This window comes from Virgibacillus sp. Bac330 (assembly GCF_003667845.1).
Lineage (GTDB): Bacteria > Bacillota > Bacilli > Bacillales > Amphibacillaceae > Virgibacillus > Virgibacillus chiguensis.
In genome coordinates, this window is record NZ_CP033048.1 from 623,384 (window position 1) to 648,051 (window position 24,668).

At 36.5% G+C, this 24,668-nt stretch carries 20 protein-coding genes and 1 other RNA gene; 11 read left to right on the forward strand and 10 right to left on the reverse strand.

Annotation, left to right across the window (positions count from 1 at the left end; all coding sequences use genetic code 11):
* Positions 1-22: 22 nt before the first annotated feature.
* On the forward strand, positions 23-979 hold the full coding sequence (manA, locus tag D9780_RS02720) for a mannose-6-phosphate isomerase, class I (protein ID WP_121641411.1): 957 nt from the start codon (positions 23-25) through the stop codon (positions 977-979).
* A 627-nt stretch (positions 980-1,606) separates the two neighbouring features.
* Here manA and D9780_RS02725 read toward each other — a convergent pair.
* The gene (locus D9780_RS02725) at positions 1,607-2,809 is read right to left on the reverse strand and encodes a potassium/proton antiporter (protein WP_162985769.1); all 1,203 of its coding nucleotides are present in this window, start codon (positions 2,807-2,809) and stop codon (positions 1,607-1,609) included.
* 243 nt (positions 2,810-3,052) lie between these two features.
* Here D9780_RS02725 and D9780_RS02730 point away from each other — a divergent pair, with 243 nt between their 5' ends.
* From D9780_RS02730 to htpG, 4 genes are all read left to right on the forward strand, one after another.
* Positions 3,053-3,877 carry an aldo/keto reductase gene (locus D9780_RS02730; RefSeq protein WP_121641412.1) on the forward strand — a complete coding sequence of 275 codons (825 nt, stop codon included), beginning with the start codon at positions 3,053-3,055 and terminating at the stop codon, positions 3,875-3,877.
* A 161-nt stretch (positions 3,878-4,038) separates the two neighbouring features.
* Positions 4,039-4,308 (forward strand): hypothetical protein, encoded by a 270-nt coding sequence (locus tag D9780_RS02735; RefSeq protein WP_121639205.1) that lies wholly within the window; start codon positions 4,039-4,041, stop codon positions 4,306-4,308.
* A 604-nt stretch (positions 4,309-4,912) separates the two neighbouring features.
* Positions 4,913-5,851 (forward strand): nucleoside hydrolase, encoded by a 939-nt coding sequence (locus tag D9780_RS02740; RefSeq protein ID WP_121639206.1) that lies wholly within the window; start codon positions 4,913-4,915, stop codon positions 5,849-5,851.
* 148 nt (positions 5,852-5,999) lie between these two features.
* Positions 6,000-7,877, forward strand: coding sequence for a molecular chaperone HtpG (gene htpG, locus D9780_RS02745; RefSeq protein ID WP_121639207.1), 1,878 nt, complete (start codon positions 6,000-6,002; stop codon positions 7,875-7,877).
* A gap of 477 nt (positions 7,878-8,354) precedes the next feature.
* Here htpG and D9780_RS02750 read toward each other — a convergent pair whose 3' ends face one another.
* From D9780_RS02750 to D9780_RS02765, 4 genes are all read right to left on the reverse strand, one after another.
* Positions 8,355-9,350 carry an aliphatic sulfonate ABC transporter substrate-binding protein gene (locus D9780_RS02750; RefSeq protein WP_121639208.1) on the reverse strand — a complete coding sequence of 332 codons (996 nt, stop codon included), beginning with the start codon at positions 9,348-9,350 and terminating at the stop codon, positions 8,355-8,357.
* A gap of 62 nt (positions 9,351-9,412) precedes the next feature.
* Positions 9,413-10,177, reverse strand: coding sequence for an ABC transporter permease (locus D9780_RS02755; protein ID WP_121639209.1), 765 nt, complete (start codon positions 10,175-10,177; stop codon positions 9,413-9,415).
* Positions 10,158-10,952, reverse strand: coding sequence for an ABC transporter ATP-binding protein (locus D9780_RS02760; RefSeq protein ID WP_121639210.1), 795 nt, complete (start codon positions 10,950-10,952; stop codon positions 10,158-10,160). The genes D9780_RS02755 and D9780_RS02760 overlap by 20 nt, the downstream gene beginning before the upstream one ends.
* 370 nt (positions 10,953-11,322) lie before the next feature.
* Positions 11,323-12,414 (reverse strand): branched-chain amino acid aminotransferase, encoded by a 1,092-nt coding sequence (locus tag D9780_RS02765; RefSeq protein WP_073005871.1) that lies wholly within the window; start codon positions 12,412-12,414, stop codon positions 11,323-11,325.
* Between the two features lie 146 nt (positions 12,415-12,560).
* Between D9780_RS02765 and D9780_RS02770 the strand changes: the two genes are divergently transcribed.
* Entirely contained in the window at positions 12,561-13,373 is an 813-nt protein-coding gene (locus tag D9780_RS02770) for an HAD family hydrolase (RefSeq protein ID WP_121639211.1), read from the forward strand.
* Positions 13,374-13,662: 289 nt separating this feature from the next.
* On the opposite strand, the gene D9780_RS02775 is transcribed toward D9780_RS02770, so the two are convergent.
* From D9780_RS02775 to D9780_RS02790, 4 genes are all read right to left on the reverse strand, one after another.
* Positions 13,663-14,388: a GNAT family N-acetyltransferase gene (locus D9780_RS02775; protein WP_121639212.1), complete on the reverse strand. Its 726-nt coding sequence runs from the start codon at positions 14,386-14,388 to the stop codon at positions 13,663-13,665.
* A gap of 133 nt (positions 14,389-14,521) precedes the next feature.
* The gene (gene nhaC, locus D9780_RS02780; protein WP_121639213.1) at positions 14,522-15,952 is read right to left on the reverse strand and encodes a Na+/H+ antiporter NhaC; all 1,431 of its coding nucleotides are present in this window, start codon (positions 15,950-15,952) and stop codon (positions 14,522-14,524) included.
* Between the two features lie 314 nt (positions 15,953-16,266).
* Positions 16,267-17,853, reverse strand: coding sequence for a phosphoglycerate dehydrogenase (serA, locus tag D9780_RS02785; protein WP_121639214.1), 1,587 nt, complete (start codon positions 17,851-17,853; stop codon positions 16,267-16,269).
* A gap of 168 nt (positions 17,854-18,021) precedes the next feature.
* Positions 18,022-19,176: a pyridoxal-phosphate-dependent aminotransferase family protein gene (locus D9780_RS02790; RefSeq protein ID WP_121639215.1), complete on the reverse strand. Its 1,155-nt coding sequence runs from the start codon at positions 19,174-19,176 to the stop codon at positions 18,022-18,024.
* A gap of 428 nt (positions 19,177-19,604) precedes the next feature.
* On the opposite strand from D9780_RS02790, the gene D9780_RS02795 reads away from it, so the two are divergent.
* From D9780_RS02795 to ssrS, 5 genes are all read left to right on the forward strand, one after another.
* Complete coding sequence (locus tag D9780_RS02795) at positions 19,605-20,366, forward strand: HAD-IIB family hydrolase (RefSeq protein ID WP_121639216.1); 762 nt, start codon at positions 19,605-19,607, stop codon at positions 20,364-20,366.
* A gap of 113 nt (positions 20,367-20,479) precedes the next feature.
* The gene (locus D9780_RS02800) at positions 20,480-21,178 is read left to right on the forward strand and encodes a CBS domain-containing protein (RefSeq protein WP_121639217.1); all 699 of its coding nucleotides are present in this window, start codon (positions 20,480-20,482) and stop codon (positions 21,176-21,178) included.
* A 233-nt stretch (positions 21,179-21,411) separates the two neighbouring features.
* Positions 21,412-22,026: a 3'-5' exonuclease gene (locus tag D9780_RS02805; protein WP_121639218.1), complete on the forward strand. Its 615-nt coding sequence runs from the start codon at positions 21,412-21,414 to the stop codon at positions 22,024-22,026.
* Between the two features lie 85 nt (positions 22,027-22,111).
* Positions 22,112-22,252: a small, acid-soluble spore protein L gene (gene sspL, locus D9780_RS02810; RefSeq protein ID WP_073005888.1), complete on the forward strand. Its 141-nt coding sequence runs from the start codon at positions 22,112-22,114 to the stop codon at positions 22,250-22,252.
* Between the two features lie 142 nt (positions 22,253-22,394).
* Positions 22,395-22,579: non-coding RNA, 6S RNA (gene ssrS, locus D9780_RS02815), on the forward strand.
* A gap of 374 nt (positions 22,580-22,953) precedes the next feature.
* On the opposite strand, the gene D9780_RS02820 is transcribed toward ssrS, so the two are convergent.
* Entirely contained in the window at positions 22,954-24,525 is a 1,572-nt protein-coding gene (locus tag D9780_RS02820) for a helix-turn-helix domain-containing protein (protein ID WP_121639219.1), read from the reverse strand.
* Between the last annotated feature and the right edge of the window lie 143 nt (positions 24,526-24,668).

Consider the following 24,668-nt stretch of genomic DNA (forward strand, 5'->3'; position numbering starts at 1 on the left):
TCGTACAATTGGAGGAATGAATGTGTATCAAGAACCGATCTTTTTAAAACCTGTATTTCAAGAGAGAATATGGGGTGGGGGAAAGTTAAAGTCAATGTTTCAGTATCCTATCCCATCAAATCAAACTGGGGAAGCATGGGTTATTTCTGCTCATCCTCATGGACCAAGTGAAATAATAAACGGTCCCCTTGCTGGCCAAACATTAGCAGATGCGTGGAATACCAATCGTGAATTATTTAACAGAGAGTCTAATCGTAGTGAAGCATACCCGTTATTGGTGAAAATACTAGATGCAGATGATAATTTATCTGTACAAGTACATCCTGATGATGCGTACGCAAGAAAGGTAGAAAAACAGCCGTATGGTAAAACAGAATGCTGGTACGTGTTACAAGCAGACTCGGGTTCGGAACTTATTTTAGGGCACCATGCCAAAACAAAAGAAGAGCTAGCCAAGATGATGGATGAAGGAAAGTGGGACCAATTATTACAACGAATTCCTGTGAAAGCGGGCGATTTTGTTTACGTCCCTAGTGGTACTATTCATGCGATAGGTAAAGGTATTGTTATACTAGAAACGCAGCAAAGTTCAGATATTACGTATCGAGTTTATGATTATGATCGAACGGATAGTCATGGAAATACACGAGAACTACATTTGGAGAAAGCAAAAGAAGTTACAAATATTCCCCATCAAGCTTCTGTATTTGATCAGAAACAGAGTCAAATAGATGATTTGCAAATAAAGCAATTGGTTAAAGAACATTATTTCACTGTCTACCACTGGAAAGTAAATGGACAAGTAACAAAACAGTTAGACGCTGATTTTCTTCAATGTAGCGTAATCTCTGGGAAAGCAGAAATTGAAATAAATGGGCAGTCATTCGCCATACAAAAAGGTGATCATTTTATTTTGCCACATGGAATTACATCGTATCGCTTGGCAGGGGATGCTGAATTAATCGTTTCGCATACGTGAAGTCTATATGTTGCGTTATAAGTTAGCTTATTGTGCATAACGATTTTTTCTATTTGCGTTTACTGTATCCTTTCATCCGTTTTGCCAACTACGGATTTAAATGTAAACCTAAGATGTATAATTCCAATTCGCCTGTATCAAAATAGTAAAAAACGAATAGTAGGTTGGTGATTGAACATGGTATACAGGCGATTTTTTTACATTTGTAGTATCACTTTATTTTGTACCTTTTCTTTTGGCTGGTTGGACAGACCGAACCATTCTTATGCAGCTATTTTGCATGAATGGAAGCAAGCAAGCTCAGATATTAATTACATACATACGGGTAGTCATGAATTTACGTACTGGAAGAATTTTATGAGACATAAACGTACGTGTCATATATCACAAAAAATAAAAACAACCGTATATTATTGCGATTTACACAATCACACAAAATCAAAAACCGTTCATGTAGAAACTGTACATAGCGAACAACATTCATAGGTGAGTTATTTAAAATAAATAAGGAGCTCCTTATAGAAAACCAAGCAAAAAGCAAGTGCAAATAAGGGCATGTAAAAGCATGGAATGAAGATGTACTTTATCATTTTCATTCCCGTTTTATACTATATGATCTGAATACGGCTATTTGCTGTTTTTTGATAGATCGAGTTTTCTTCCCAGCCATGGTAGTGAAGTTCCTTGAATCATGCTAGATGTTAACACGATGAAGAATATGAGGTTAAAATAAAGCTGACTATGCTCTATTTGAGCAAGCATTGGAAATAGCGCAAGCACGATTGGCACAGCTCCACGCAATCCAGCCCACGATATAAAACATCTCTCCTTCCAATTAAAGTCCATTCGTATAACGGCGATATTTGTTGCAATTGGTCTCGCAATAAGTATTAATGTAAAAGAGAGCAACAAACCTTTTGCAATAATAGAAAACGAAAATAAGTCAGACGGAATGACAAACATACCTAAAAGTACAAACATTCCTATTTGTGCTACCCAACTCAATCCCTCATTAAAACGCAAAATCGTGTAGCGTTGGCGCAAAGGATGGCTACCAATAACAATGGCTGCAATGTAGACGGTTAATAAACCACTTGTCTGTAGCAATGAACCAAAACTATAGGCAAATAGAGCAAAAGCAAGTGCTAATAAAGGATATAAACCACTTGCAGATAAGGCCATGCGATGCAATCCTTTACTTCCTAATTTACCAATAATAAAACCAAAAACGATTGCTCCGCCCATTTGCCATATGAAATCTCCAATAAAAGATAAGCTATTGGGAGTTTCGTTGGTTACCACTGTAATCAACGAAGTAGTTAAAAATACAGCCATGGGGTCATTTACTCCAGACTCTCCTTCTAACGTATAAGTAATTTTGTTAGATACATCTTTTCCTTTAAGCATAGCAAATACTGCTGCAGCGTCTGTTGAGCCAACTAAAGCTCCTAATAATAAAGCTTCTGGCCAGCTAAAAGGAAACAGTAATTTTGCTACAAGACCCATCACAATAGTCGTTAATAACACTCCGATCGTAGCAAGAGATAAAGCAGGGACTGCATGAGGCCGTAAAGATTGCCAATTTGTTTGCATCCCGCCATCAAACAGAATAACAACTAAAGCTAGCATCCCTATTAATTGCGCCGCAGATGGGTCATCAAAGTGAAATAAATGAACAGTTTCACTACCGAAAATCATCCCTATGCCAATAAAGAAGACAAGCGAGGGAGAATTTACTTTTGCGGAGAACTTTACAGCTAGAATACTAATTATTAATATAAGGGAAATAGAAAGTATTGTTATATTTGATTGTTGGACTGCTGGAATCAACAGGAAAACCCCCCCTTTATTTCTATTTTTGTCTATTCCCCGCCGGTTTAAAAATAACACCAATTTATTAAAAATAATTTCAGCCTTGCGTAACTAAGATGCTTTTATCAAAAGTGTGGAAAACGCTGTTCATATAGTAAGGAGGAGTTATCATCATGATGTAAGAAATTAGGGTCTCCTAATTGAACGTTCGTTTTCTTTGTGTTAATAATGGAGGTAGTCTAAGGGGAGGAATGTTACGTGATTACACATTTACAAGATACTGTCTTGTTAAATAATGGAGTAAAAATGCCTGGTTTCGGCTTAGGCGTCTACAAAGTTGAAGATGGAAAAACGGTTCAAACTGCGGTTCAAGCAGCTTTAGAGGCAGGCTACCGTATGATAGACACTGCCTCATTTTATGACAATGAAGTAGGTGTTGGGGAAGCCATTAAGCTGTCAAATATTCCCCGTGAAGAGTTATTTGTTACGACAAAGGTATGGAATGACGAACAAGGATACGCTGAGACAAAAGAAGCTTTTGAAAAGAGCTTGCAGAGGCTTGGCTTAGACTATATAGATCTCTATTTAATTCACTGGCCAGTGAAAGGAAAGTATGTAGAGACTTGGAAAGCTATGGAAGAGCTGTATGAAAGCGGTCAAGTCCGTGCAATTGGAGTGAGCAATTTTCACCAACAACATGTAGAAAATTTGTTAGCGAATAGTAAAATAGTTCCTGCTATCAACCAAGTTGAATATCACCCCCATTTAACACAGAAGCCGCTGTATGCGTTTTGCAAACAACAAGGTATCCAGTTAGAGGCATGGTCCCCTTTAAAACGAGGGCGACTAATGGACGAGCCGTATTTACTAAGCGTAGCTGAAAAGTATGGAAAGACTATAGCCCAGGTTATTTTGCGTTGGGATATTCAAAACGAAGTAATAACGATTCCGAAATCAACGAATCCCAGACGAATTAAAGAAAATGCTGCTATTTTTGATTTTTCGCTAACTGAAAAAGAAATGCAAAAAATTAGCCGTTTAAATCAAAATGATCGAAGTGGAACAAACCCAGATAGTTACGATTAATTATGATGTCTATGCTCCTGCTTTATTAGGCTCGTCAACTCTAAAAAGAAGCTTATTCCTTTTTTAAAACGTATGAATATAAAAGTTTTGGGAATAACAATACATATATTGTTAATAGGATGCTTATGAATATATGTTTACGATACGTTTGGAGGTATACAATGGAAAAGCAAATGCTTCACCAGCAATTAGAGTTGGCTACACAGCAATTTACAGATGCTTACGAGCTTATACAACAGGCTAAAACAAGTGGAAATGAGGAAGAGTTGATGCAAGCGCAAAACCAACTGTTACAAGTGGACCACTTATTGAAAGAAACACAGTATCAAGCAGGACAAGATGCTTTAGACAACCCACAATTTCAACAAACCTTTGAAAAATTGCATAATGCAAGACAAGAAATTGAAACGTATCGACAAAATAAACAATAAAGTGAATGTACAAGCCGTGGTAGGTCCTTTCCCTCACGGCTTGTATATGTTTTTAGGAAAACTGGATTAAGCACCAGAAAATGCTATCATATATCTCCTTCTCCTTTTTCTGCAAGTTATTAAAATTTCGCTAGGCTATGGCCTACATTTCCATTTTTATAACAGGTTGCTGTACTGTTATTACCCACTCGTCTTACAGTACCTAAATCCCATTTTTCGTAAGAGGTCTTACACCCCTTGAGCTACTAAAGCCTTCGTGTGAGATAAAAGAAAATCGCCAAAGAGGTTCATTTTAAGGTTGGAGTAGTTTGTAGAGCATATATATAAACAGGCTAGCAAACGGCTTAGCTGTTATATTTTCAACCTCGTGAAGTGGAGAAGTTGACATTGCACATATAGCGATAGTTCATACTGTTAAGCTAGCGTAGTGTTTTTCTGTAGCTGTCTCTAATTCAAACCAACTGTTGCATTAAAAATATAACTATGTCGAAAAAACTTGATATACATCTCTCTACTATATCATTTGTAAAGAATTGAAAAACTTGAGACAATGGGTTGTATACATATCGGAAATGGGTTAATTCGAGGAGGACATTTACACAGAATGAAGAGAAAAGTATACATGAACCACGATGGTGGAGTCGATGATTTAGTATCGTTATTTTTATTATTGCAAATGGAAGATGTTGATCTAGTAGGTGTTAGCGTTATCCCAGCAGATTGTTATTTGGAGCCCGCAATATATGCAAGTCGCAAAATTATTGATCGGTTTGGACAAGGGAAAGAGATAGAAGTAGCAGCTTCTACTTCACGTGGGAAAAATCCATTTCCTAAAGATTGGCGCATGCATGCTTTTTATGTAGATGCACTACCAATACTCAATGAGCATTTACCAATCCAAACAAAGGAAGCAGAATTACCAGCACATCAACACCTTATTCGAACTTTAAGAAATAGTAATGAACGAGTGACATTATTATTCGTTGGGCCATTAACGGATTTGGCAAGAGCATTGGACGAAGCGCCAGATATTGAGGAAAAGATTGAAAAACTCGTTTGGATGGGTGGCACGTTTTTACCGACTGGAAATGTAGAAGAGCCTGAACACGATGGAACAGCTGAGTGGAACGCATTTTGGGACCCAGAAGCTGCAAAAATAGTTTGGGATAGTAAAATAACTATTGATTTAGTAGCATTAGAAAGCACGAATAATGTGCCACTAACGGTAGATGTTCGTAATAAATGGGCGAGAGAAAGAGAAGATATAGGAATAGACTTTTTAGGACAATGTTATGCAATGGTCCCTCCACTTGTCCACTTCCAAACAAATTCAACATATTTTCTATGGGATGTACTTACAACAGCAACAATAGGAAATTCAAATGTAATTAAAAGGAAAATCGTTCGATGTTTCGTTCATCCTGATGGAAAAAGTCAGGGACGAACAGAACTGAATAAACAAGGGCGTGAAGTGAACCTTGTCTATGAAGTGAAACGGGAACAATTTTTTTCCTACATAACAGATCTCGCTAGACAAAAGTAGTGTAATTATATTGCTAAGGGTGTTATATTAAAAACATACTATTTATACTTTCCTATCGTGTATAAAATAGGAATACATGCATCATGATTGACATGAAATAACATTTATGGTATTTAAACATATGAGTTTAAGTAGAGGAGAGGATCTTATGGGAAAACAGCAATTTAAAGCGGAATCCAAACGTTTGTTAGAATTAATGATTAATTCCATTTATTCGCAGCGTGAAGTGTTTTTACGAGAACTAATTTCCAATGCAAGTGATGCAATGGATAAAATGTATTATCGTAGCTTAACAGATGAAAACTTAACTTTTAATCAAGAAGATTATTATATTAAACTTATCCCAAATAAAGAAGATCGCACGTTACGAGTGATCGATACCGGAATTGGAATGACGAAAGAAGAATTAGAAACAAACTTAGGAACGATTGCTAAAAGTGGTTCATTTGCTTTTAAAAATGACACGGAACTAAAAGATGGCCGTGATATTATTGGGCAATTTGGTGTTGGTTTTTACGCGGCATTTATGGTGGCAGATAAAGTAACGGTAATTACGAAATCAGTGGATAGCGACCAAGCATACCAGTGGGAATCAACAGGGACAGATGGTTATACCATTACACCGGCCGATAAAGAAAGCGTAGGCACAGAAATTATTGTAAAGATGAAGGAAAACGAAGAGGAAGACTCGTTTGATATATTTTTAGACGAGCATCAATTACAACAAATTATTAAAAAGTATTCGGATTTCATTCGTTATCCAATTAAAATGGATGTTACAAAGAGCAAACCGAAAGAGGAAGATAGTGAAGAATACGTAGATTATGTAGAAGAAGAAACGATTAATAGTATGATCCCAATCTGGAAAAAGAATAAAAGTGAATTAACAGAAGATGATTATACGAATTTTTACCAAGAAAAAAGATATGGTTTCGATAAACCGTTAAAATCCATGCATATTAATGTGGATGGTACAGTTCGCTATAATGCTATTTTATTCATTCCAGAAAATGCACCATTTGATTATTATTCGCCGGAATTTGAAAAAGGCCTCGAACTTTATTCCAACGGTGTATTAATTATGAATAAATGTGCAGATCTTCTACCAGATTATTTTAGCTTTGTTAAAGGTATGGTAGATTCCGAAGATTTGTCTTTAAATATTTCACGAGAAATGTTACAACATGACAGACAGTTGAAAGTAATTGCAAAAAACATGACGAAAAAAATTAAAACACAACTACAGCACCTATTACGTGATGATCGTGAAAAGTATGAAACATTTTATCAAGCCTTTGGCAGACAGCTGAAATTTGGTGTATATAATGACTTTGGTGCGAATAAAGAAACACTGCAGGATTTGCTTATGTTCTATTCATCAAAAGAAAAGAAATTAGTCACGCTTGCTGAATATGTACAACGTATGCCAGAAGATCAGTCGTATATTTATTATGCTGCTGGTGAATCTATTGATCGCATTGAAAAATTACCACAAACGGAGATGGTAGCAGATAAAGGGTATGAAATTTTATATTTCACCGAAGAAGTAGATGAATTTGCGATTAAAATGATGCGAGAATATAAAGAGAAAGAATTTAAATCTGTATCTAGTGGTGATCTTGGTTTAGAGGATGACACAAAAGATGAAGCAGATGAAGAGATACAAGAAGAGAATAAAGCATTGTTTACAGCTATGAAGGAACATCTAGGAGATAAAGTAAAAGATGTCCGAGCTTCTAAACGTTTGAAATCGCATCCTGTATGCTTAACAGCTGAGGGCGAAATTTCTTTGGAAATGGAAAAAGTAATTAATGCAATGCCGAATAATCAACAAATAAAGGCTGAAAAGATATTAGAAATTAACGTAAATCATGACGTATTCCAAGCATTAAAGTCTCATAAAGAGGATAAGGAAAAAATAGGTTTATATACAAACTTATTGTATAATCAGGCGTTATTAATTGAAGGTATACCTGTAAACGACCCTGTTGAATTTACGAATGATATTTGTAAAGTCATGGTTTAAGGAACAGCGCTCGTTTAGCAACGAAGCGATGGAATGGATCAATGAAAGATATAGGAATCATGCCACTAAAACAGAAGTATGTCCACTTTGGTCGGCAAGCCTATTTTAATCGGTCTTCCTTTTAGGGAGGAACTGATGGTGACTTAGTTTAGGGAAATTTCGAGAAGTCACCTCGTTGCTGAGTCATGGACTAGGAGCGTGACTATTCGGTTATTTCCTTGTTCACTATACTAGCACCTTATTTTATAAGAAAAGCCAGACGCTAATCTTCCAAACATGGGAATGCGTCTGGCTGTTTTTTTTGCACTGTAGAAAAGTATAAAATTTTTTGGGCTTATAGTATCATTTAAGTTCCTTCAATTTCACTCTCACAAAACATCTTGTCTTGTAATTAGTGAACTACCAACGTGAAGGGAAATCGGTTCTGGTGTGGAAAAAACTTTATATACGCACCGATTTTTTCTAAAAGACTATTCGTTACTGTAAAAATTGTGTATCTACTAACCCTTTCAGATTTGGTTTGTCTTTGAGAAACTCTAAATCATAGGAAGCATTAGAAAAATCCTGTAGTACATCGCTATCCACTTCGGATGTGAAATCAATACGCTTCCATGCCTTATCAATGACTTGTTTGGACAGCTTTTGTTCCGTAATGTCTGCAATCTTTTTAATAGCAATTGTTTTGGCTTTCTCAGGATTATCTTGAATAAACGCTGTTGCTTGTTGATGTGCGTTCACCATATGTTGCACGAGCTCTTGATTGTTTTTGGCTAAATCTTGAGAAGTTACAAATACTGCAGCAGGCAATATTTCTCCCCAAGCGACTTCAGGTGTGTCGATCAACACTTTTCCGCTTCCTTCTGCTTCAATTACAGATGCCCAAGGTTCTGGCACTGTAGCAACATCAATCTTCTCAGAGATAAACATACTGTGATAAGTTGCAGGCTTTCCAGTCACATGTTTCATTTTTCCTTGGACTCGATCAGATGTTAGATTATATTCTTTCTTCATCTGAGCTTCAAATTGTACATTATGCGTACAACCAACTCGTGGAGAAATAAACGTCTTATTTGCTAAATCTTTCGGGCTTTCAATCCCTGCTTTATTGCGAGCCATAATGACAGTGCCACCAGTCGATCCTCCTGCTACAATATTAATCTTTGCGCCGCTAGCAAAGTGGTTCATTGCGGGGCCAGGACCAACAAGACCTCCTTCAATTTCACCAGTTTCTAATGCAGTCATAAATGCAGAACCATCAGGAAAATATTGATATTCAACTTTTATACCGTTTGGCATCTCGGATTCATACATTTTTTCTTCTTCTGCGACCATTCCTGCAACATGATTAATATTGGGAAAGTAACCAATAGTTATTTTTTCTTTATTGTCAGTATCCTTATTTTCTTTAGCACAACCTGCTAACACCGCAATGAAAATAATGAATACATATAAAAACAGTTTTTTCTTTCTCATTTTCGTCACCCTTTCTATAAAATATATGTTTGAACGGGGGGAAATCGGCAAAATTTATTTTCCTATTGTTTTAATAAACCCCAGCGTTTCATGACATTACGTTCAATTTTTGAAAAGATGCCATGATCTACAGTTGCTCCTATAACACCAATAACTATAATGATTGCGATGACTTGATCCATCCGAGCATAATCTTGCGCATATCTAAGTGAATAGCCTAATCCAGGACCATTACTTAATAATTCTCCTGCCATTAATGCACGCCAGCTAAAGGCCCATGCAAGCCTTATGCCTGTTATATAATGGGGCATCCCCGCAGGTATTTCAACTCTGTAAAAAAGCTCAATACCATTAACTCCCATCGTTTTTGCCGCACGAACTAATTGAGGGGATATATTTTGAATGGCTGACCTTACTTGAAGTGCCATGACAAAAGTTCCCCCTAGTACAACTACGAATACAACAGAAGACTCGGTAAAACCAAATAACATAATTGCAAGTGGCACCCAAACAATACTTGGTATACTTTGCATCCCTATCAAATACATGCCTGCTGTTTCATTGGCAACTTTTGATTTGCCAAGAATAAGCCCAATAACAGTACCTATGAATAATGCTGTTGTCATTCCAAGTAGAAGATGCTTAAAGCTCGCTCCCAAAGCAATTAAAAAATCGCCACTTGAAAATCCATTATATAAGGCAAAAGCTACATTCTTTGGTGAAGGAAATACGATTGCTTCAAAAATACCTATTGAGTAAACCAATTGCCAAATCGTTATAAAGAAAACTAGAAATAGTAGTTGCTTGCTAAGCATTTTGAAATTCATTTGACCATGCATCCTTTAATGCTTTATTCACTTCATTTTTTAAAAGCTTTCTAATCTTTTTCTCCAAAATTATGATTTGTTCATCTTCTCGTTTACGTGGCCTGCTTAGATTAATATTTACATCACTTATTATTCGTCCGGGATTGGTTCCCATGACGATGACTCTATCAGAAAGGATGAGTGCCTCCTTAATGCTGTGCGTTACAAACAATATCGTTTTCTTCTTTTTCTGCCAAATAGCAAGCAATTTGTCTTGAAGGTTCTCTCTTGTTTGCTCATCTAAAGCGGCAAACGGTTCATCCATTAATAATATTTTTGGATTCATTGCTAAGGCACGTGCAATGGCTACTCGCTGTTGCATCCCACCTGAAAGTTCATGGATATAATGATGTTGAAATTTATCTAGTTGAACTAACTGTAGAAAATAAGCAGCTTGCTCTTCTGCTTCCTTCTTTTTGAACCGTTTTTTAATTGGAAATAAGATGTTTTCTTTAACGTTGAGCCATGGAAGTAAGGAAGGTTGCTGAAACACCATTCCTCGATCTGGCCCAGGGCCGCTAATAGGTTCGCGGTTTAGCTTTATCGTTCCTTCTGTTGTCTCCTCCAGACCAGCAATCATAGAAAGTAAAGTCGACTTTCCACAACCAGATGGGCCAAGTATAGAGACGAATTGATTTTCATTTATACTTATCATCACATCTGAAAAAACAGGGAAATGTACTTGTTGTTTGTCATCCCAATAGGATTTATTTACATGTTCGATTTCTAAAAGCAAAGATGAAAACCTCCTTGGCAACACAAAGTTTATTATTCCTATAATAAAAGTAGGAATTTAAGTTATTATACGCAAACAATGGTTGTTTCGTCAACGAAAATTACAAAAATAGTACAATTAAATAAATAGGTAGCCGATTGAGTAAGATGGTTAACATAGCAAAAGCCGAACAATTAAATGAAATTGCTCGGCTTATTAGCGGTGCTATTAGAAAATTAAATGTTAAGATTTACCGTATAAGAAAGAGGATAGCGTGTGCTAAAAAATTTGTCGATGAGCAAGTCTTTCTACTTATCATAAGCTAACTACGATTTCCCATGCATATACGAATAATAGAGTGATGTAAAATGTAAAATAAGTGCACTTGCTACTACTTTACAGCATATGCTTCGCTAACTTTTTCGACCCAATGAAATGGATCGGCCTCTTTACCATATTGGATGTTTGTTAGTGTAGTATATAGTGATTTAGCTAATTCACCTGTTGTCCCATTGTTAATCATTAGATCTTTGTCTTCCCAACTTAGTTGACCGATTGGTGAGATAACTGCTGCTGTACCCGTGCCGAAAGCTTCTTCCAACTCTCCATCAAGATATGCTTGGTATAACTTTTCCATGGATAACTTTTCTTCGATAACAGGGATATTCCAGTGTTTTAATAACTGAATAACGGAATTACGCGTAACTCCTTCTAAAATACTTCCATTTAGCATCGGAGTATAAACTTTTCCGTTTATTTTAAAGAATACGTTCATACTGCCAACTTCTTCAATATATTTCTTTTCCACTCCATCAAGCCAAAGTACTTGAGCAAAGCCCTTTTGGGAACATGTTTCTTGTGCTTTCAGACTTGAAGCGTAGTTTCCACCAGTTTTTGCTTCTCCAGTTCCACCTTTCACCGCTCGGACGTAATGATTTTCCACAGCAATTTTCACCGGGTTAATGCCTTCTTTATAATAAGCTCCTACGGGTGATAAAATGATTACGAACTTGTATTGATGAGAAGGTGCCACGCCAATATAAGGTTCTGTTGAAATAATAAATGGGCGAATATAAAGGGATGTTCCTTCTGCAGAGGGGATCCACTCTTTATCTAAATAGATTAATTGTTTTAGAGCTTCCAGTATAAAAGCTTCATCAATCGCAGGAATACATAAGCGATCGTTGGATCTATTTAAACGCTGCAAATTCTTTTCCGGACGAAATAATTGAATGGTTCCTTCAGGAGTTTGATATGCCTTTAATCCTTCAAAAACGGATTGGCCATAATGAAATATCATTGCTGATGGGTCAATCGTTAAAGGCTGATATGGGACAATTCGAGCATCGTGCCAACCTAAAGGTTCAGAATAATCCATGACAAACATGTGATCGGTAAAAATCCTCCCGAATTCTAGTTGGTCTGTTTGAGGCTTTTCTTTCTTGACTGCACAATGATTAACTTTAACTGTCCATTCTTCCATGATACTATCCCCTTAGCTGTAAAATTTTAATAACTATATTAGTCTATATTTTCAATAAAATCAACCCTAAATACTTACTTTTCTATTTTTTATAAAATGTTGTATACTTTACATTATTGTATGTAAGACAAAAAGGAGATGTATGGATGGTTAAAGCAATTATTTTTGATTTGGACGATACACTCTTATGGGATAAGAAAAGTGTTGCTGAATCTTTTCGGGCAACCTGTAATATGGCGAGAGATGTGTATCCGCAAATTGATCCCGAACGTTTAGAGCAGAATGTGAGAACAGAAGCACGTGCCTTGTATGCGTCTTTTCCGACGTATGCATTTACACAAATGATTGGGATTAATCCTTTTGAGGGGCTTTGGGGAGACTTTGATGATGGCGGAAGAGAGTTTGACAAATTAAAGCAAATTGCCCCTGAATATCGAAAATCAGCCTGGAAACGAGGGTTAGATAAAACTGGAGTCTTAGATGAACAATTAGCGGAAACGTTAGCGGAAGCATTTCCTAAGGTGAGAAAACAGAAACCGATTGTATTTTCTAGTACATTTAAAGTGTTAAACGCATTACGTGCAGATTATAAATTAGGTTTATTAACAAATGGTTCACCGAGTTTACAACAGACGAAACTTGATATGACTCCTCAATTGAAGCCTTACTTTGATGAAATCGTTGTTTCAGGCGCATTTGGGAGTGGGAAGCCTGATCCAGCCATTTTTCAACATATGTTGGAAAAATTAGAGGTAGACGCTTCCGAAGCAGTCATGGTTGGTGATAATTTAAATACAGATATAGTAGGGGCCTTCAAAACTGAGATGGCTTCTATATGGATAAATTGGAATCATATAGACAGTAACGAATGCCCCACTTTTGAAGTAGATGACTTATTACAAGTATTAGATGTTGTTTATAATAGGCTTGGGAAAGCAAAAGGCACTTTCAAAATTTGAAAAAATTTTAAGGTTAGCTTATAAGCAAAAGAAAGGCTGTCGCCAAATAAATGGCGATTTATAAAAAATTTAGCAGCTGTGGATAAACATACTAAGTTATTTAGCCACGTCTGCTCTAGCGCCCCAGCAACTAGGAGACTTCACTCCATTGCCCTAAGATAAGTCATCATCGGTTCGTTCTAAATAGGAAGGCCGACTAAAGACGGGCTTGCCGGAGGGCGCGGGCATACTCCTGTTGCAGGAGCATGATTCCTAAAACTTTCGTTGCTTCGCTCCACTCGCTACATTGCTAAACGGGGCTCCAGCGCCTTTGTTCTTTAATGAAACATACCCAATACATCTGTTCTTTTTCTTGTAGCGAAAATCCCCTGTATCCTTTCTTAATTAATTGCTGTTGTTTTGTAATATCTTGTATGTTTACTTCCTGTTTGTCACTATAAAATGGAGTATCATTGGTTGTATGCAAATCACGAAATAGGATGTAGCGTAATTTACCATTGTATTTTTCTTTGAGCGAACAAATAGCCATCCCTAAAGCAAGCTTGTCTTTTAAGCTAGCAATATTTAATGGAGCAACAGTTGTAGCTACATAGCGGAAGGATTGCTGATCAATTTGATCAAATAATAATCTCCCCATGTAGCTTTGCAGCCGATTGCCTCGAAACGCAGGATGAACATTTGATATTTCTGAATAAAGCATTTTTTTACGTTGATATTCGTTTAGCCGCAGGTCTATTCCTAAATGTTCGGGATCATTCATTTTGGGAATGAGCATAGCACGAAATGCAATTAACTTGTTATTAACAAAGACCCCAATGATAGAACCACAGCCTCCCAAAATAGATTTATATTCCTCTGCTGTTAAGGGTTGAAGAAAATCTGGCACTTCCAAGGCATTTTTAACCATTGTCTGCAAATGTAAGATCTCATGTATATCTTCTTTATGTAAAAAACGAACGAAAAAAGCTTGACCATGCAAAGGTAATTTCCCTGTAGTAATAATTGATGTATGCATGCAATCCCCTTCTTTTATTTAAATTTTTTGTTCACTTGATTAAAAAGTATAAAATTTAAAATATTTATAGTGTGAGTATAACGGCATTTTGTCGCCATAAAAGCTTCATGATAGCTACATTTGGTTTAAAGGCTTACATAGATTTTTTTCTAATCAATGTCGTCTGCTGAGAGCGATCTGTTTTTTCAATTTTTGTAATGGTGAACCCAGTATAAGCATAGATCAAGGCAATAATTGGTACGGTGAAATTTAAAATAGCATAAGGTGCATAACTAAAGGCATGCACATCTAGCGTTGTGTAGATGAAGACCCCACAAGTATTCCAAGGAATAAAGACAGAAGTTAATGTTCCGCCATCCTCTAAAGATCTTGATAAGTTCTTCGAATGTAAGCCTTTCTTTTTATATACGGCAGCAAACATTCTAGATGGAACGACAATGGAAATATACTGCTCAGAACATGTTGCATTCGTTAAAAAAGCTGCTCCCAATGTAGATGCAATTAAATTCCCAGTTGATTTTATGAATTTTAATAGTTGATCCATCATCGCTTTTAGCATCCCCGAATATTCCATGATCCCTCCAAAAGTCATAGCGACAATGGTCATCGACACGGTATACATCATAGACATCAGTCCACCGCGATTAAATAATTCAGAAACTATTTCGTTGCTTGTATCTATCGTGTAGCCATTTTGCAACACTTGTAGCGCGTAGGACGGGGCGTCTCCTTGCACGAATATTTGCGAGAAAAAGCCCATAACGATTCCGGTTGCGATAGCAGGCACAGCGGGTACTTTGAACATAACGAGTACGATGACAAGTAGCGGTATAAGCAAAAGATATGGAGACATGACAAAATTCGCCTGCATGTCTAAGATGGTTTGCGTAATTCTTTCATTCTCAATGGCATCTTTTCCGAAGTCTCTTCCTATGTAAGCAAAAACGAGTAAAGCAATGATTAAACTTGGCACTGTTGTATATAGCATATGTTTAATATGAATGAACAAATCTGTATTTGTCAAACCTGAAGCTAGATTCGTAGTGTCTGATAAAGGAGACATTTTATCTCCAAAGTAAGAGCCTGAAATAACTGCACCTGCAACTATAGGAGCTGGGATTCCCATACTCATTCCTATTCCCATGCCAGCAACCCCAATCGTTCCCATTGTTGCCCAAGAGCTGCCAACGGTTAAAGCTACAACAGCGCATATAATTGTAATCGTTACCAAAAAAATAGACGGTGATATGATCTTTAAACCGTAATAAATCATGGTGGCAACAATACCACCACCAATCCAAGCACCAATAGTTAATCCAACAAGCATAATAATGAGAATGGCCGGTAGGGCTAATCGTATGCCGCGAAACATCATCTCTTCTATTTCTTTCCATGAATAGCCTTGTTTCCAAGCTACAAGCGCGGCTGTTCCTGTGCCAATAATGAGTGGCAAGTGGGGTTCTCCTTGAAAAGCCACAATGGTAAGTATCATGGAAGTAATCATCACACAAAGAGGTGTAAGTGCCCACCAAAAGCTAATATCTTTTTTAGATATTTCGGTCATGCAAAAGCTCCTTTCTGTAAAAAAATAACATAGTAAAATTCATTTTAATTAGAAATGAAAGAATTGTCAAATTAATGTTTTTTAGTTTACAAACGCTGAGGATGACCTGTTGGGGGCTATTCATTGGTGAGTCCTAGGAAAATAGGTTAAAAAAACGATCTTTGGTAGCAGTTTTTTCGTGCTAGGTAAGGCGAGAATACGAACATTGAACGCTTCTCATGGTACAACAAAAGCCAAACAACTAGCATTTAATTGTTCGGCTTTTGTTATATAGTAGTTGCTGATCTTCAACATGAGCGCAAAAATATAATGTATTATAAATCGATAGAAATAGCTTTATGAATTTCTTCAAGCTGTTCTAATGCTTCTAATTCTATCTTTTCTATATGTCTGTCTACTGTCATAACCATAATAGCATTTCCCCCAACATTGGCACGATCTACTTGCATGGTTGCAATGTTTATCTCCTTTGTAGCTAGCAGGCTGCCCATTTTACCAATAACGCCTGGTTGGTCTTGATGGTGGATAACTAAAAGATGTCCTTTTGGAGTTACATCAACACTATAAGGATCTACTTTAACAATTCTAGGGCCTAATCCATTAAGCAGTGTACCGGCAACGCTTTTCTTTTCAGATTTAGTTACTATTTCTACACGCATTAAGTTTGTAAATCCTTGCGTGGAAGAAGTCATGTTTTCATGAATAGTTAAGCCTCTTTTTTCTGCGAGGTAAAGGGCATTTACATCATTTACGTGATCACCTAAATGGCGAGCTAACAGTCCTTTCACTGCATTCCTCGTAATTGGACCAATCTTTGTTTTAGCCACATCCCCAGAATAATAAAGGTTAATTTCTTGAATCGGTTCATTTGCTAAATGAATAAGAAATTGGCCAAGCTTTTCAGCTAAGAGGAAATATGGCTTAATTTCTGTTAAAGCTTCTCGCGGAATAGAAGGAAGATTGACAGGATTATGAACAGCCTCTCCACGCATGAAGCGAATGACATCTTCACTAACATCTATCGCAACACTTTCTTGTGCTTCTACCGTACTTGCGCCTAAATGAGGAGTAGCAATTATTTCAGGTAATTCTAATAAACGGTGTTCATAAAATGGTTCTTCTTCAAATACATCGAGAGCAGCTCCAGCAACTTTTTTATTTTGGATAGCATCATACAGTGCCGCTTCATCAATGATTCCACCTCGAGCACAATTAATAATGTAAACGCCGTCCTTCATTGCTTCGAAGGCTTGTTGATTTAAAAGATATCGCGTTTCCTTTAATAATGGCGTGTGAATGGTAATGAGATCCGCTTGCGCATAAACACTTTCAAGGGAACCTTTTTTAATACCTAATTTACTTGCTTGTTCTTCTGTTAAAAACGGGTCGTATGCAATTATACGCATCCGTTGTCCTTTCGCTCGGTAGGCGACTTCTGCTCCGATACGACCAAATCCAATGATGCCTAAAGTCTTATTTTTTAGCTCTTTGCCAATATATTTTTTCCGATCCCATTGTTTGTTTTTTAAAGATAAGTATGCTTGTGGAATTTTTCTAGATAAAGCCATCATCATTGCCATTGTATGTTCAGCTGCTGAATTTGTATTACCATTCGGTGCGTTTACAACAATGATTCCTTGCTCTGTTGCAGCATCTAGATCAATATTATCAACACCCACACCAGCTCTGCCAATGATTTTTAAATGGGTTGCTTTCGCAATGAGTGCACGCGTTACTTGTGTTTGACTTCTAACTATTAAGGCGTCATATTCTGAAATTCGTTCAAACAGTTCCGTATTTGTCCATTCTGTTCCAATATCTAATTGAATTTCTTCCGATTCTAATAAAGGGGTAATTCCTTCTTGGCTTAAAGGATCAGCAATTAATACTCTAAATCCCATCTTTCGTCTTCCTCCCAGTGTAATTCGTTTTATTATATATAGCATGTTTTGTTTTACAGCGATAGAATCTATGAGGCAACGTACATATCCATATCCCCAGATAAATTTATTATATGGTACAATGTATTTTTCATTTTAGAAAGGATGAAATCTATTTAAAATTTGGTATCAACCATTCATTTTCAAATAGGTAGCTTGGGCAGCTTGTACGCCTGTTCCAAGCTCTACGTGTTTACCAATTTTTTGTAAACCAATTTCGATAATGCTTATTACTTGTAACACATCAGCAGGGGAACAGTAGCCCATATGTCCAATTCGAAAAATTTGTCCTTTTAAATGCTGCTGTCCTCCCGCTAAAGTTAAACCGAAATCACTTTTAACGATCTTTCGTAAGTCTTCAGATGCAAAATCTCCTGGTTTTACAGCAGTAACTGTTGGGGAAGCATTTTTATCCGATGTAAGCAATGGAATGGATAAAGCTTTAAATGCTTCCCGAGTCATATTCTTCATCATCTCATGGCGATAGAAAATATTTTCTAATCCTTCTTCCTCCACGAGGGTAAGGGCTTGTTTTAAGCCTTGTAGTAAGGATACTGCTGGTGTGAAGGGAGTCGAATCTTCTTGAAGTTTAAGACGATACCTGCGCATATCTAAATAAAATCTAGCATGTGGATTTTTTTCAATAACGTCCCAGGCACGTTTGCTTGCAGCTATAAAAGCTAGCCCTGCAGGGAGCATCATTGCTTTTTGCGATCCGGTTACAACGACGTCTAATCCCCATTCATCCATTTTTGTTTCTGTTCCCCCAATACAAGAGACGCCGTCAACGATAAATAATGCTTCCGATTCATTGTGCACGACTTCTGCAAGTTGCTTAATTGGATTTAATACGGCTGTAGAAGTTTCACAGAAAGTCGCAAACACTGCTTTAATATTGGGATGTTGTTGCAATAAAGATGCTAGTTGTTTCGGATCAGCTGCTTCCCCCCAAGGGACCAAATATTTATGGGTTTCAATGTGATACTCATCACAAATTTTTGTAAAACGTTCACCAAAAGCGCCTGTGACAATTACAAGCACTTCTTCTTCCGGTTGTACGGTATTTACGACTGCTGTTTCTAATGCTGCGGTACCACTTGCAGTATAAATAAGTACATCCTCTTTTGTACCAAAGATAGGTTTTAATTTTTCCTTTACAATTTTTAACAGTTCTTTCATTTCCTGTCCTCGGTGTCCAATCATAGGCTGTGCCATTGCACGTTCTACACTAGGTGGAATGGGTGTTGGGCCAGGAATTCTAAGTAGATGTTGATCGGGTTGCATGATTATCTCCTTTCAAACTAGTTGGTTTATTTTGATATTTTTTCTGAATAATAGTTAACAGCATAGCAGAACTTTATATATTGTCAATAAATTTAAGCTATTTGTTTTAAATTTATTGACTGTAGATAAGTATAAAATTATAAGTTTTTTTACACTATAGAAAAGGATAAAAATTTAGGGGTATACTTTACTATGAGTAAAATGAAGGCTTCTACTCGAATGAATTGGCAATAGATTTTTCGTTTTTCTAAAAAGCTTCATGAATCCTTTATGGTGACAGCTTAAGTTTTTCTATAACCCTTAAAACTTCTATACTTGCCTATAGTGTAAGAATGGAGCGTAGCTAATTAGATTAGCTAACTATTTTTTGTTTTCGTTCCTGAAAAATAGTTTATAATGGAAAGTATAGATGATAGCGAGGTGTAACCATGAAGTTTGTGTTTGATTTAGACGGAACGATATGTTTCAACGGTAAACCACTTTCAAATACGATTGTCCAATGTTTAAAACAGTTAAATAAAAATGACGTTATCTTTGCATCGGCTAGACCAATCAGGGATATGCTTCCAGTGCTTCCTAAAGATTTTCATTCTTATACGCTCATTGGTGGAAATGGTGCACTGATTTATCAAGATAATAAGCTATTACACGCCCAAACATTTACCGAACAACAGCTACATGTCATTTTAAAGCTAATTGAGGAGCAGGAAGCGACTTTCTTAATGGATAGTGATTGGGACTATGTGTATACAGGCCCAAAGGATCATCCGATTGTACACAATCTGGACCAAGGAAAATTAGCTCAACATGTAGATGTTGCTCAACTTTCCTCTGTAGTAAAAATATTATTCATTACGATGAAGGATTACGAAATTTTATTCACTCAATTACAGCGCTTGGACATAACTGTTCACGAACATCGTAATGAACAACTGATTGACGTAAGTCCAAGAAATATTGATAAGTGGAGTGCGTTACAAGTATTAGGTATAAAGCCGAACAGTTTTATAGCTTTTGGCAATGATGCGAATGATATCTCCATGTTCCAACATGCTGCACAGGCAATTATGATTGACGATCACGATCAATTGTCACGATTTGCTGATGAGCATGTTTCTTACCAAGAAGATGGAGAAAAAGCAATTGTGGAAAAAATCCAATCCATTTATTCCGAAACCGTGTATATTTAGTATGGTGCTTCCTACAAGTAGCTTTGGAGTTGGAATATCGTATAGCTTTGTCATTTGTTGCAGCACGTATACAATAAAAGGAAAGTTGATATCAAATATGAGGAGAAAGATATATGTACAAAAACTCAGATCGATTCTTAACTTCTTTTAATCGAATTGAAAAGATGCTCCGTTCTTTCATGATACATAAAAAGGATGTAAGCTTTTCTAAAACAGTAAAAATTCTGCGGAATTCAAATGCATTAGTGAGCCAATACAGTGATGACTTGCTTGAGTTTGCGGAACTCAGAAATGCAATCGTGCATAATAAAGTGGATATGACTTATGCCATAGCTGAACCACACGATGAAATTGTTGAAAGAATTGAATGGATTGAAGAGGAGCTAAGAAAGCCTAAACTCGTTATTCCTACGTTTCAAAAGTATGTATATTGTTTTCAAAGTAATGATGAATTAAATAAATTGTTAAAGATTATTCATGAAAAAAGATTGTCCAAATTCCCAATTTATGAAGGTAAAGTGTACCGAGGTTTGCTTACCCAAAAAGGAATTACGAATTGGTTGGCGAGCATAGATCAACGAGGTGAAATGTTAAAAAGCAGTTATCACTTAAAAGATATTTTACCTTTTGAAAACAATGAGAATTCGAAGTTTATTGCCCAGGACACTACTTTGTATGAAGCAATTGAAATGTTTAAAGAACATACAAGTAGGGGTAAGCGATTAGAAGCCTTGCTCATCACTTCGAATGGTGAACCTTCAGCCGAATTATTAGGTATTATTACAGCGTGGGATATTTTGGAGATTTCATAGTTTGAAATAGCTTGAAGCGTTATGTAGCTTGTCTGTAGATGTCATGATCAACGACGTGAATGGCTATGCTATAGTAATAGCATAACTAAGATAAATCATGTCGGCATAGTTAACTGTTGCGAGCTTAGTAAAGGCATGTGATCTCCAATCTACCCGCTTATTATTAGTTCTAATTAAATGGATTTAGTTCACGATAAATAGTTTAAGTTTTAATGATGAAGGTGGATTCTAATATGACTCTAGTATCAATTGATTTTGAAACGGCTAACGAAAAACGGACAAGCCCTTGTGCAGTTGGCATCGTTGTATCAGATGGGACACAAATAGTGGATGAGTACTATAGTTTAATCAATCCGCTTACAGATTTTCGAGCAATGAACATACGAATACATGGTATTACGCCAGAACATGTTCGTTATGCTCCAACTTTTACAGATGTTTGGCCAGTCCTTTCTACATACTTACAGCAAGGTATGGTTATTGCTCATAATGCGAGCTTTGATATGAGTGTACTAAGAAATACATTAGATCGTTTTGGGTTAACATACCCTGACTTGAATTATCTATGTACAGTTATGCTTGCAAAACAAATATGGCCACAGCTACATAATCATAAATTGGATACATTGGCTGCCTTCCATCAAATCCCTTTTGAACATCATCATGCTTTAGAAGATGCCCGTGTTGCAGCAAAACTTTTTTCTAAATCTTTAAATGAAAGTAAGCAGCATACAATAGAAGGCTTATTAGCTATGTATCATATACAAAGTGGTAAAATTTTTCATCATGGGTATCATGCACCAAAGAAAAAGAAAATACGTCAATATAAACAGATTTTTCTTACTTAAATCTTATTTGTTTGAAATAAAGATAACTGCATAGGAAGTTGCTGCTTGGTTCACACTATTGTAGTAGGAGTAGGAGGTGTGATCCGTGAAAGAAGAGCAACATGCATATCGTTCTAAGCGCGCTCAAAGTAGTGTCAATCCCCAAGGTCTGTCTGAGGATAAAAAAGATCATCGTCCAAAAACGCAACTAGAAGATAGGGCGAAAAAGAAAAATACGAAGATCTAATAGGAGATAAATTGCAGGGCTATTGATTCCTAACCTAAGCATCTGTGAACAGCTTTTGAAAAATAAGTGTAATTTTTGTGGTTCATTTGATCATCCGTTGCTTTTTTTATTGATTTTTTTGTTAGCGGTGGTATAATAAATTTACAAGCTGCAATGTACGTATTTTATTTAGTTTTAACCTCTAATGAATGAATAGGGAGTTTTATATCGAAGCTTTAATGTCGTGCCGTCTTCGAGCGGAAGACAGGATAGTTTCTGCAAACACCCACTTAGCGAAGTGGTGGTTTAAAACTTTTTATTACAAAATACGGCAATTGTGGCCTGTAAGATAAATAATACGATCGACCAGTTCTTTTATTAGAACTGGTCGTTTTTAATTGTCTAGGAAGTTATAAAATTTAGCAGCTGTAGATAAACTTACTAAGTTATATAGCCCCGTCCGGCTCCAGCGCCCAGCAACTAGGCGACTTCACGAAATCGCCTAAGCTAAGTCATCATCGGTTCGTTCCTCACCGTGATTCCTTTATCTCAGTTGATTCGTTCCAGTCGCTACGTTGCTGAACGGGCGCTTGCGCCTTTGTTCTTGTCTAGGAAATTATAAAATTTAGCAGCTGTGAATAAACTTACTAAGTTATATAGCCACGTCCGGCTCCAGCGCCCAGCAACTAGGCGACTTCACGAAATCGCCCTACGCTAAGTCATCATCGGTTCGTTCCTAACCGTGATTCCTTTATCTCAGTTGATTCGTTCCAGTCGCTACGTTGCTGAACGGGCGCTTGCGCCTTTGTTCTTGGCTGCGTTTGATGTGACCTTCTATATTCTTTTGGTGATGTATTGTTGAATTGCTTAAAAACTCTGGAAAAGTAATTTTGGTCTTTAAAGCCGACCGAATTGCTTATGTTATAGATGGTTTCATTTGTATGGAGTAAAAGTTTTTTTGCACTATTTATTCTGAATTCATTTACAATTTTTTTAAATGGTTTATTCTCCATCGAAAGTAAATGACTTAAGTAATTGGGGCTGATTTCTAGGTGATTCGCTACATCTTCTAGGCGAAGATTTACATTATTAAAATGATGTTCTAAATACAAAAGCGACCTTTCTAAATAATTAAATTCTCGCTTTTGCTTTTGAACTTGAGCATGTTTGATGATAGTGATACAAAACAGAATGAATTCTTGCACAATTGTGTACAGAACTGGATGATTTAAAATGATTTGAAATGTATAGTGATAAGCTTCTTCCACAACTTCTATTTTAGATAATTTACAGTTATTAATAAACCGTCGCACCTGTGCAAGAACACTTGTAAGTTGAATTCGTACAATCTCTGGTTCGGGATAATTGTTAAATGGTCTTGTAAACGTTTGATATAAATAATCTTTAATACTCTCAATATCTCCTTTTTCTAAGCTCTCCATCCAAAATCTCTGTTCATCAGAAGTTAAAAAAGGGTCGAAAGATGAGAAGGTGTGAACTTGATCAACTACAAATACCTGATTAAACCCTTTGTAAAATCTCATGTTAAGCACAGTTCTTGTCACTGTATAGGCTTGATGCAGATTGATATGATCCTTCTCGTTTTTATAAATAGCGATATTTATGTTGAAGTCAAATGCTTCTCTCCATAACTGCATTATTTTTGAGACTTCGAATTTGATGTTCTCCGTTGTATACGGATACCTGACATACGCTAAACAAACAATTCGGTTATGCAGTGGGTAAAGTTCAATTTTAAATGGTGGGCTATTATTGTATAACCATGTAAATAAATCCTGTATGTGTGCTTGCTTTTCTGGTTCCATTAGCAAAAAAATGGGCTGAACAGGGTCTGATAAAGAAGTTTTTAAAAATAAGGAATGGTATATTTCGTGACTTCTTGAAATGTATTCCATAGGCTGACTGCTGTGCTCTATTTTTGTAGCGTTTGTTAGTGCTTTTTTTAATAGTGTAAGGTTAAGTGGTTTGACAAGTAGTGATTTGCTTTGCAGTTCAATAGCTTGCGAGGCTCTTTCAAAGACAGGCTCTGCTGTTGTTGTAATTAAGCTTTTGGAATACCTGCGAATGTTCGTAGCAAAAGCTGCAAAATTAGTAGGAGAAAGCAATTCCAGTTCGAGTATGACAACATGCGGTTTTCTTTTGCTTAAAAGCATATTTGCTTGTTTGATATTCCTTGCATGAAGAATATGCTCAAATGGCAACTGGTTGGAACGAATAAACCATTCCATTCCAGTTCTTTCGGTTTCATCTCGATCAATAATTAAAATATCCATAATCTAGACCCTTTCCTTAACGTATTGAACATCTTAATTAGGCTGTAGTATAAGATTGGAGGCATGCCTAGTTAATAAAAAATCCTAACTATAAAATAGTATTGCTACAAAGGAATTGCTATATCGAATTGAGTAATAAAAAT

Bases quoted from the DNA above. Each gene is read 5' to 3' on its own strand.
- D9780_RS02765 (WP_073005871.1), bottom strand. From the start codon at position 12,414: ATGGAAGAATGGACAGTTAAAGTTAATCATTGTGCAGTCAAGAAAGAA.
- htpG (WP_121639207.1), top strand. From the start codon at position 6,000: ATGGGAAAACAGCAATTTAAAGCGGAATCCAAACGTTTGTTAGAATTA.
- nhaC (WP_121639213.1), bottom strand. From the start codon at position 15,952: ATGACCGAAATATCTAAAAAAGATATTAGCTTTTGGTGGGCACTTACA.
- D9780_RS02770 (WP_121639211.1), top strand. From the start codon at position 12,561: ATGGTTAAAGCAATTATTTTTGATTTGGACGATACACTCTTATGGGAT.
- D9780_RS02775 (WP_121639212.1), bottom strand. From the start codon at position 14,388: ATGCATACATCAATTATTACTACAGGGAAATTACCTTTGCATGGTCAA.
- D9780_RS02800 (WP_121639217.1), top strand. From the start codon at position 20,480: ATGTACAAAAACTCAGATCGATTCTTAACTTCTTTTAATCGAATTGAA.
- D9780_RS02820 (WP_121639219.1), bottom strand. From the start codon at position 24,525: ATGGATATTTTAATTATTGATCGAGATGAAACCGAAAGAACTGGAATG.
- D9780_RS02735 (WP_121639205.1), top strand. From the start codon at position 4,039: ATGGAAAAGCAAATGCTTCACCAGCAATTAGAGTTGGCTACACAGCAA.
- D9780_RS02795 (WP_121639216.1), top strand. From the start codon at position 19,605: ATGAAGTTTGTGTTTGATTTAGACGGAACGATATGTTTCAACGGTAAA.
- D9780_RS02805 (WP_121639218.1), top strand. From the start codon at position 21,412: ATGACTCTAGTATCAATTGATTTTGAAACGGCTAACGAAAAACGGACA.
- D9780_RS02750 (WP_121639208.1), bottom strand. From the start codon at position 9,350: ATGAGAAAGAAAAAACTGTTTTTATATGTATTCATTATTTTCATTGCG.
- serA (WP_121639214.1), bottom strand. From the start codon at position 17,853: ATGGGATTTAGAGTATTAATTGCTGATCCTTTAAGCCAAGAAGGAATT.
- D9780_RS02755 (WP_121639209.1), bottom strand. From the start codon at position 10,177: ATGAATTTCAAAATGCTTAGCAAGCAACTACTATTTCTAGTTTTCTTT.
- D9780_RS02740 (WP_121639206.1), top strand. From the start codon at position 4,913: ATGAAGAGAAAAGTATACATGAACCACGATGGTGGAGTCGATGATTTA.
- D9780_RS02790 (WP_121639215.1), bottom strand. From the start codon at position 19,176: ATGCAACCCGATCAACATCTACTTAGAATTCCTGGCCCAACACCCATT.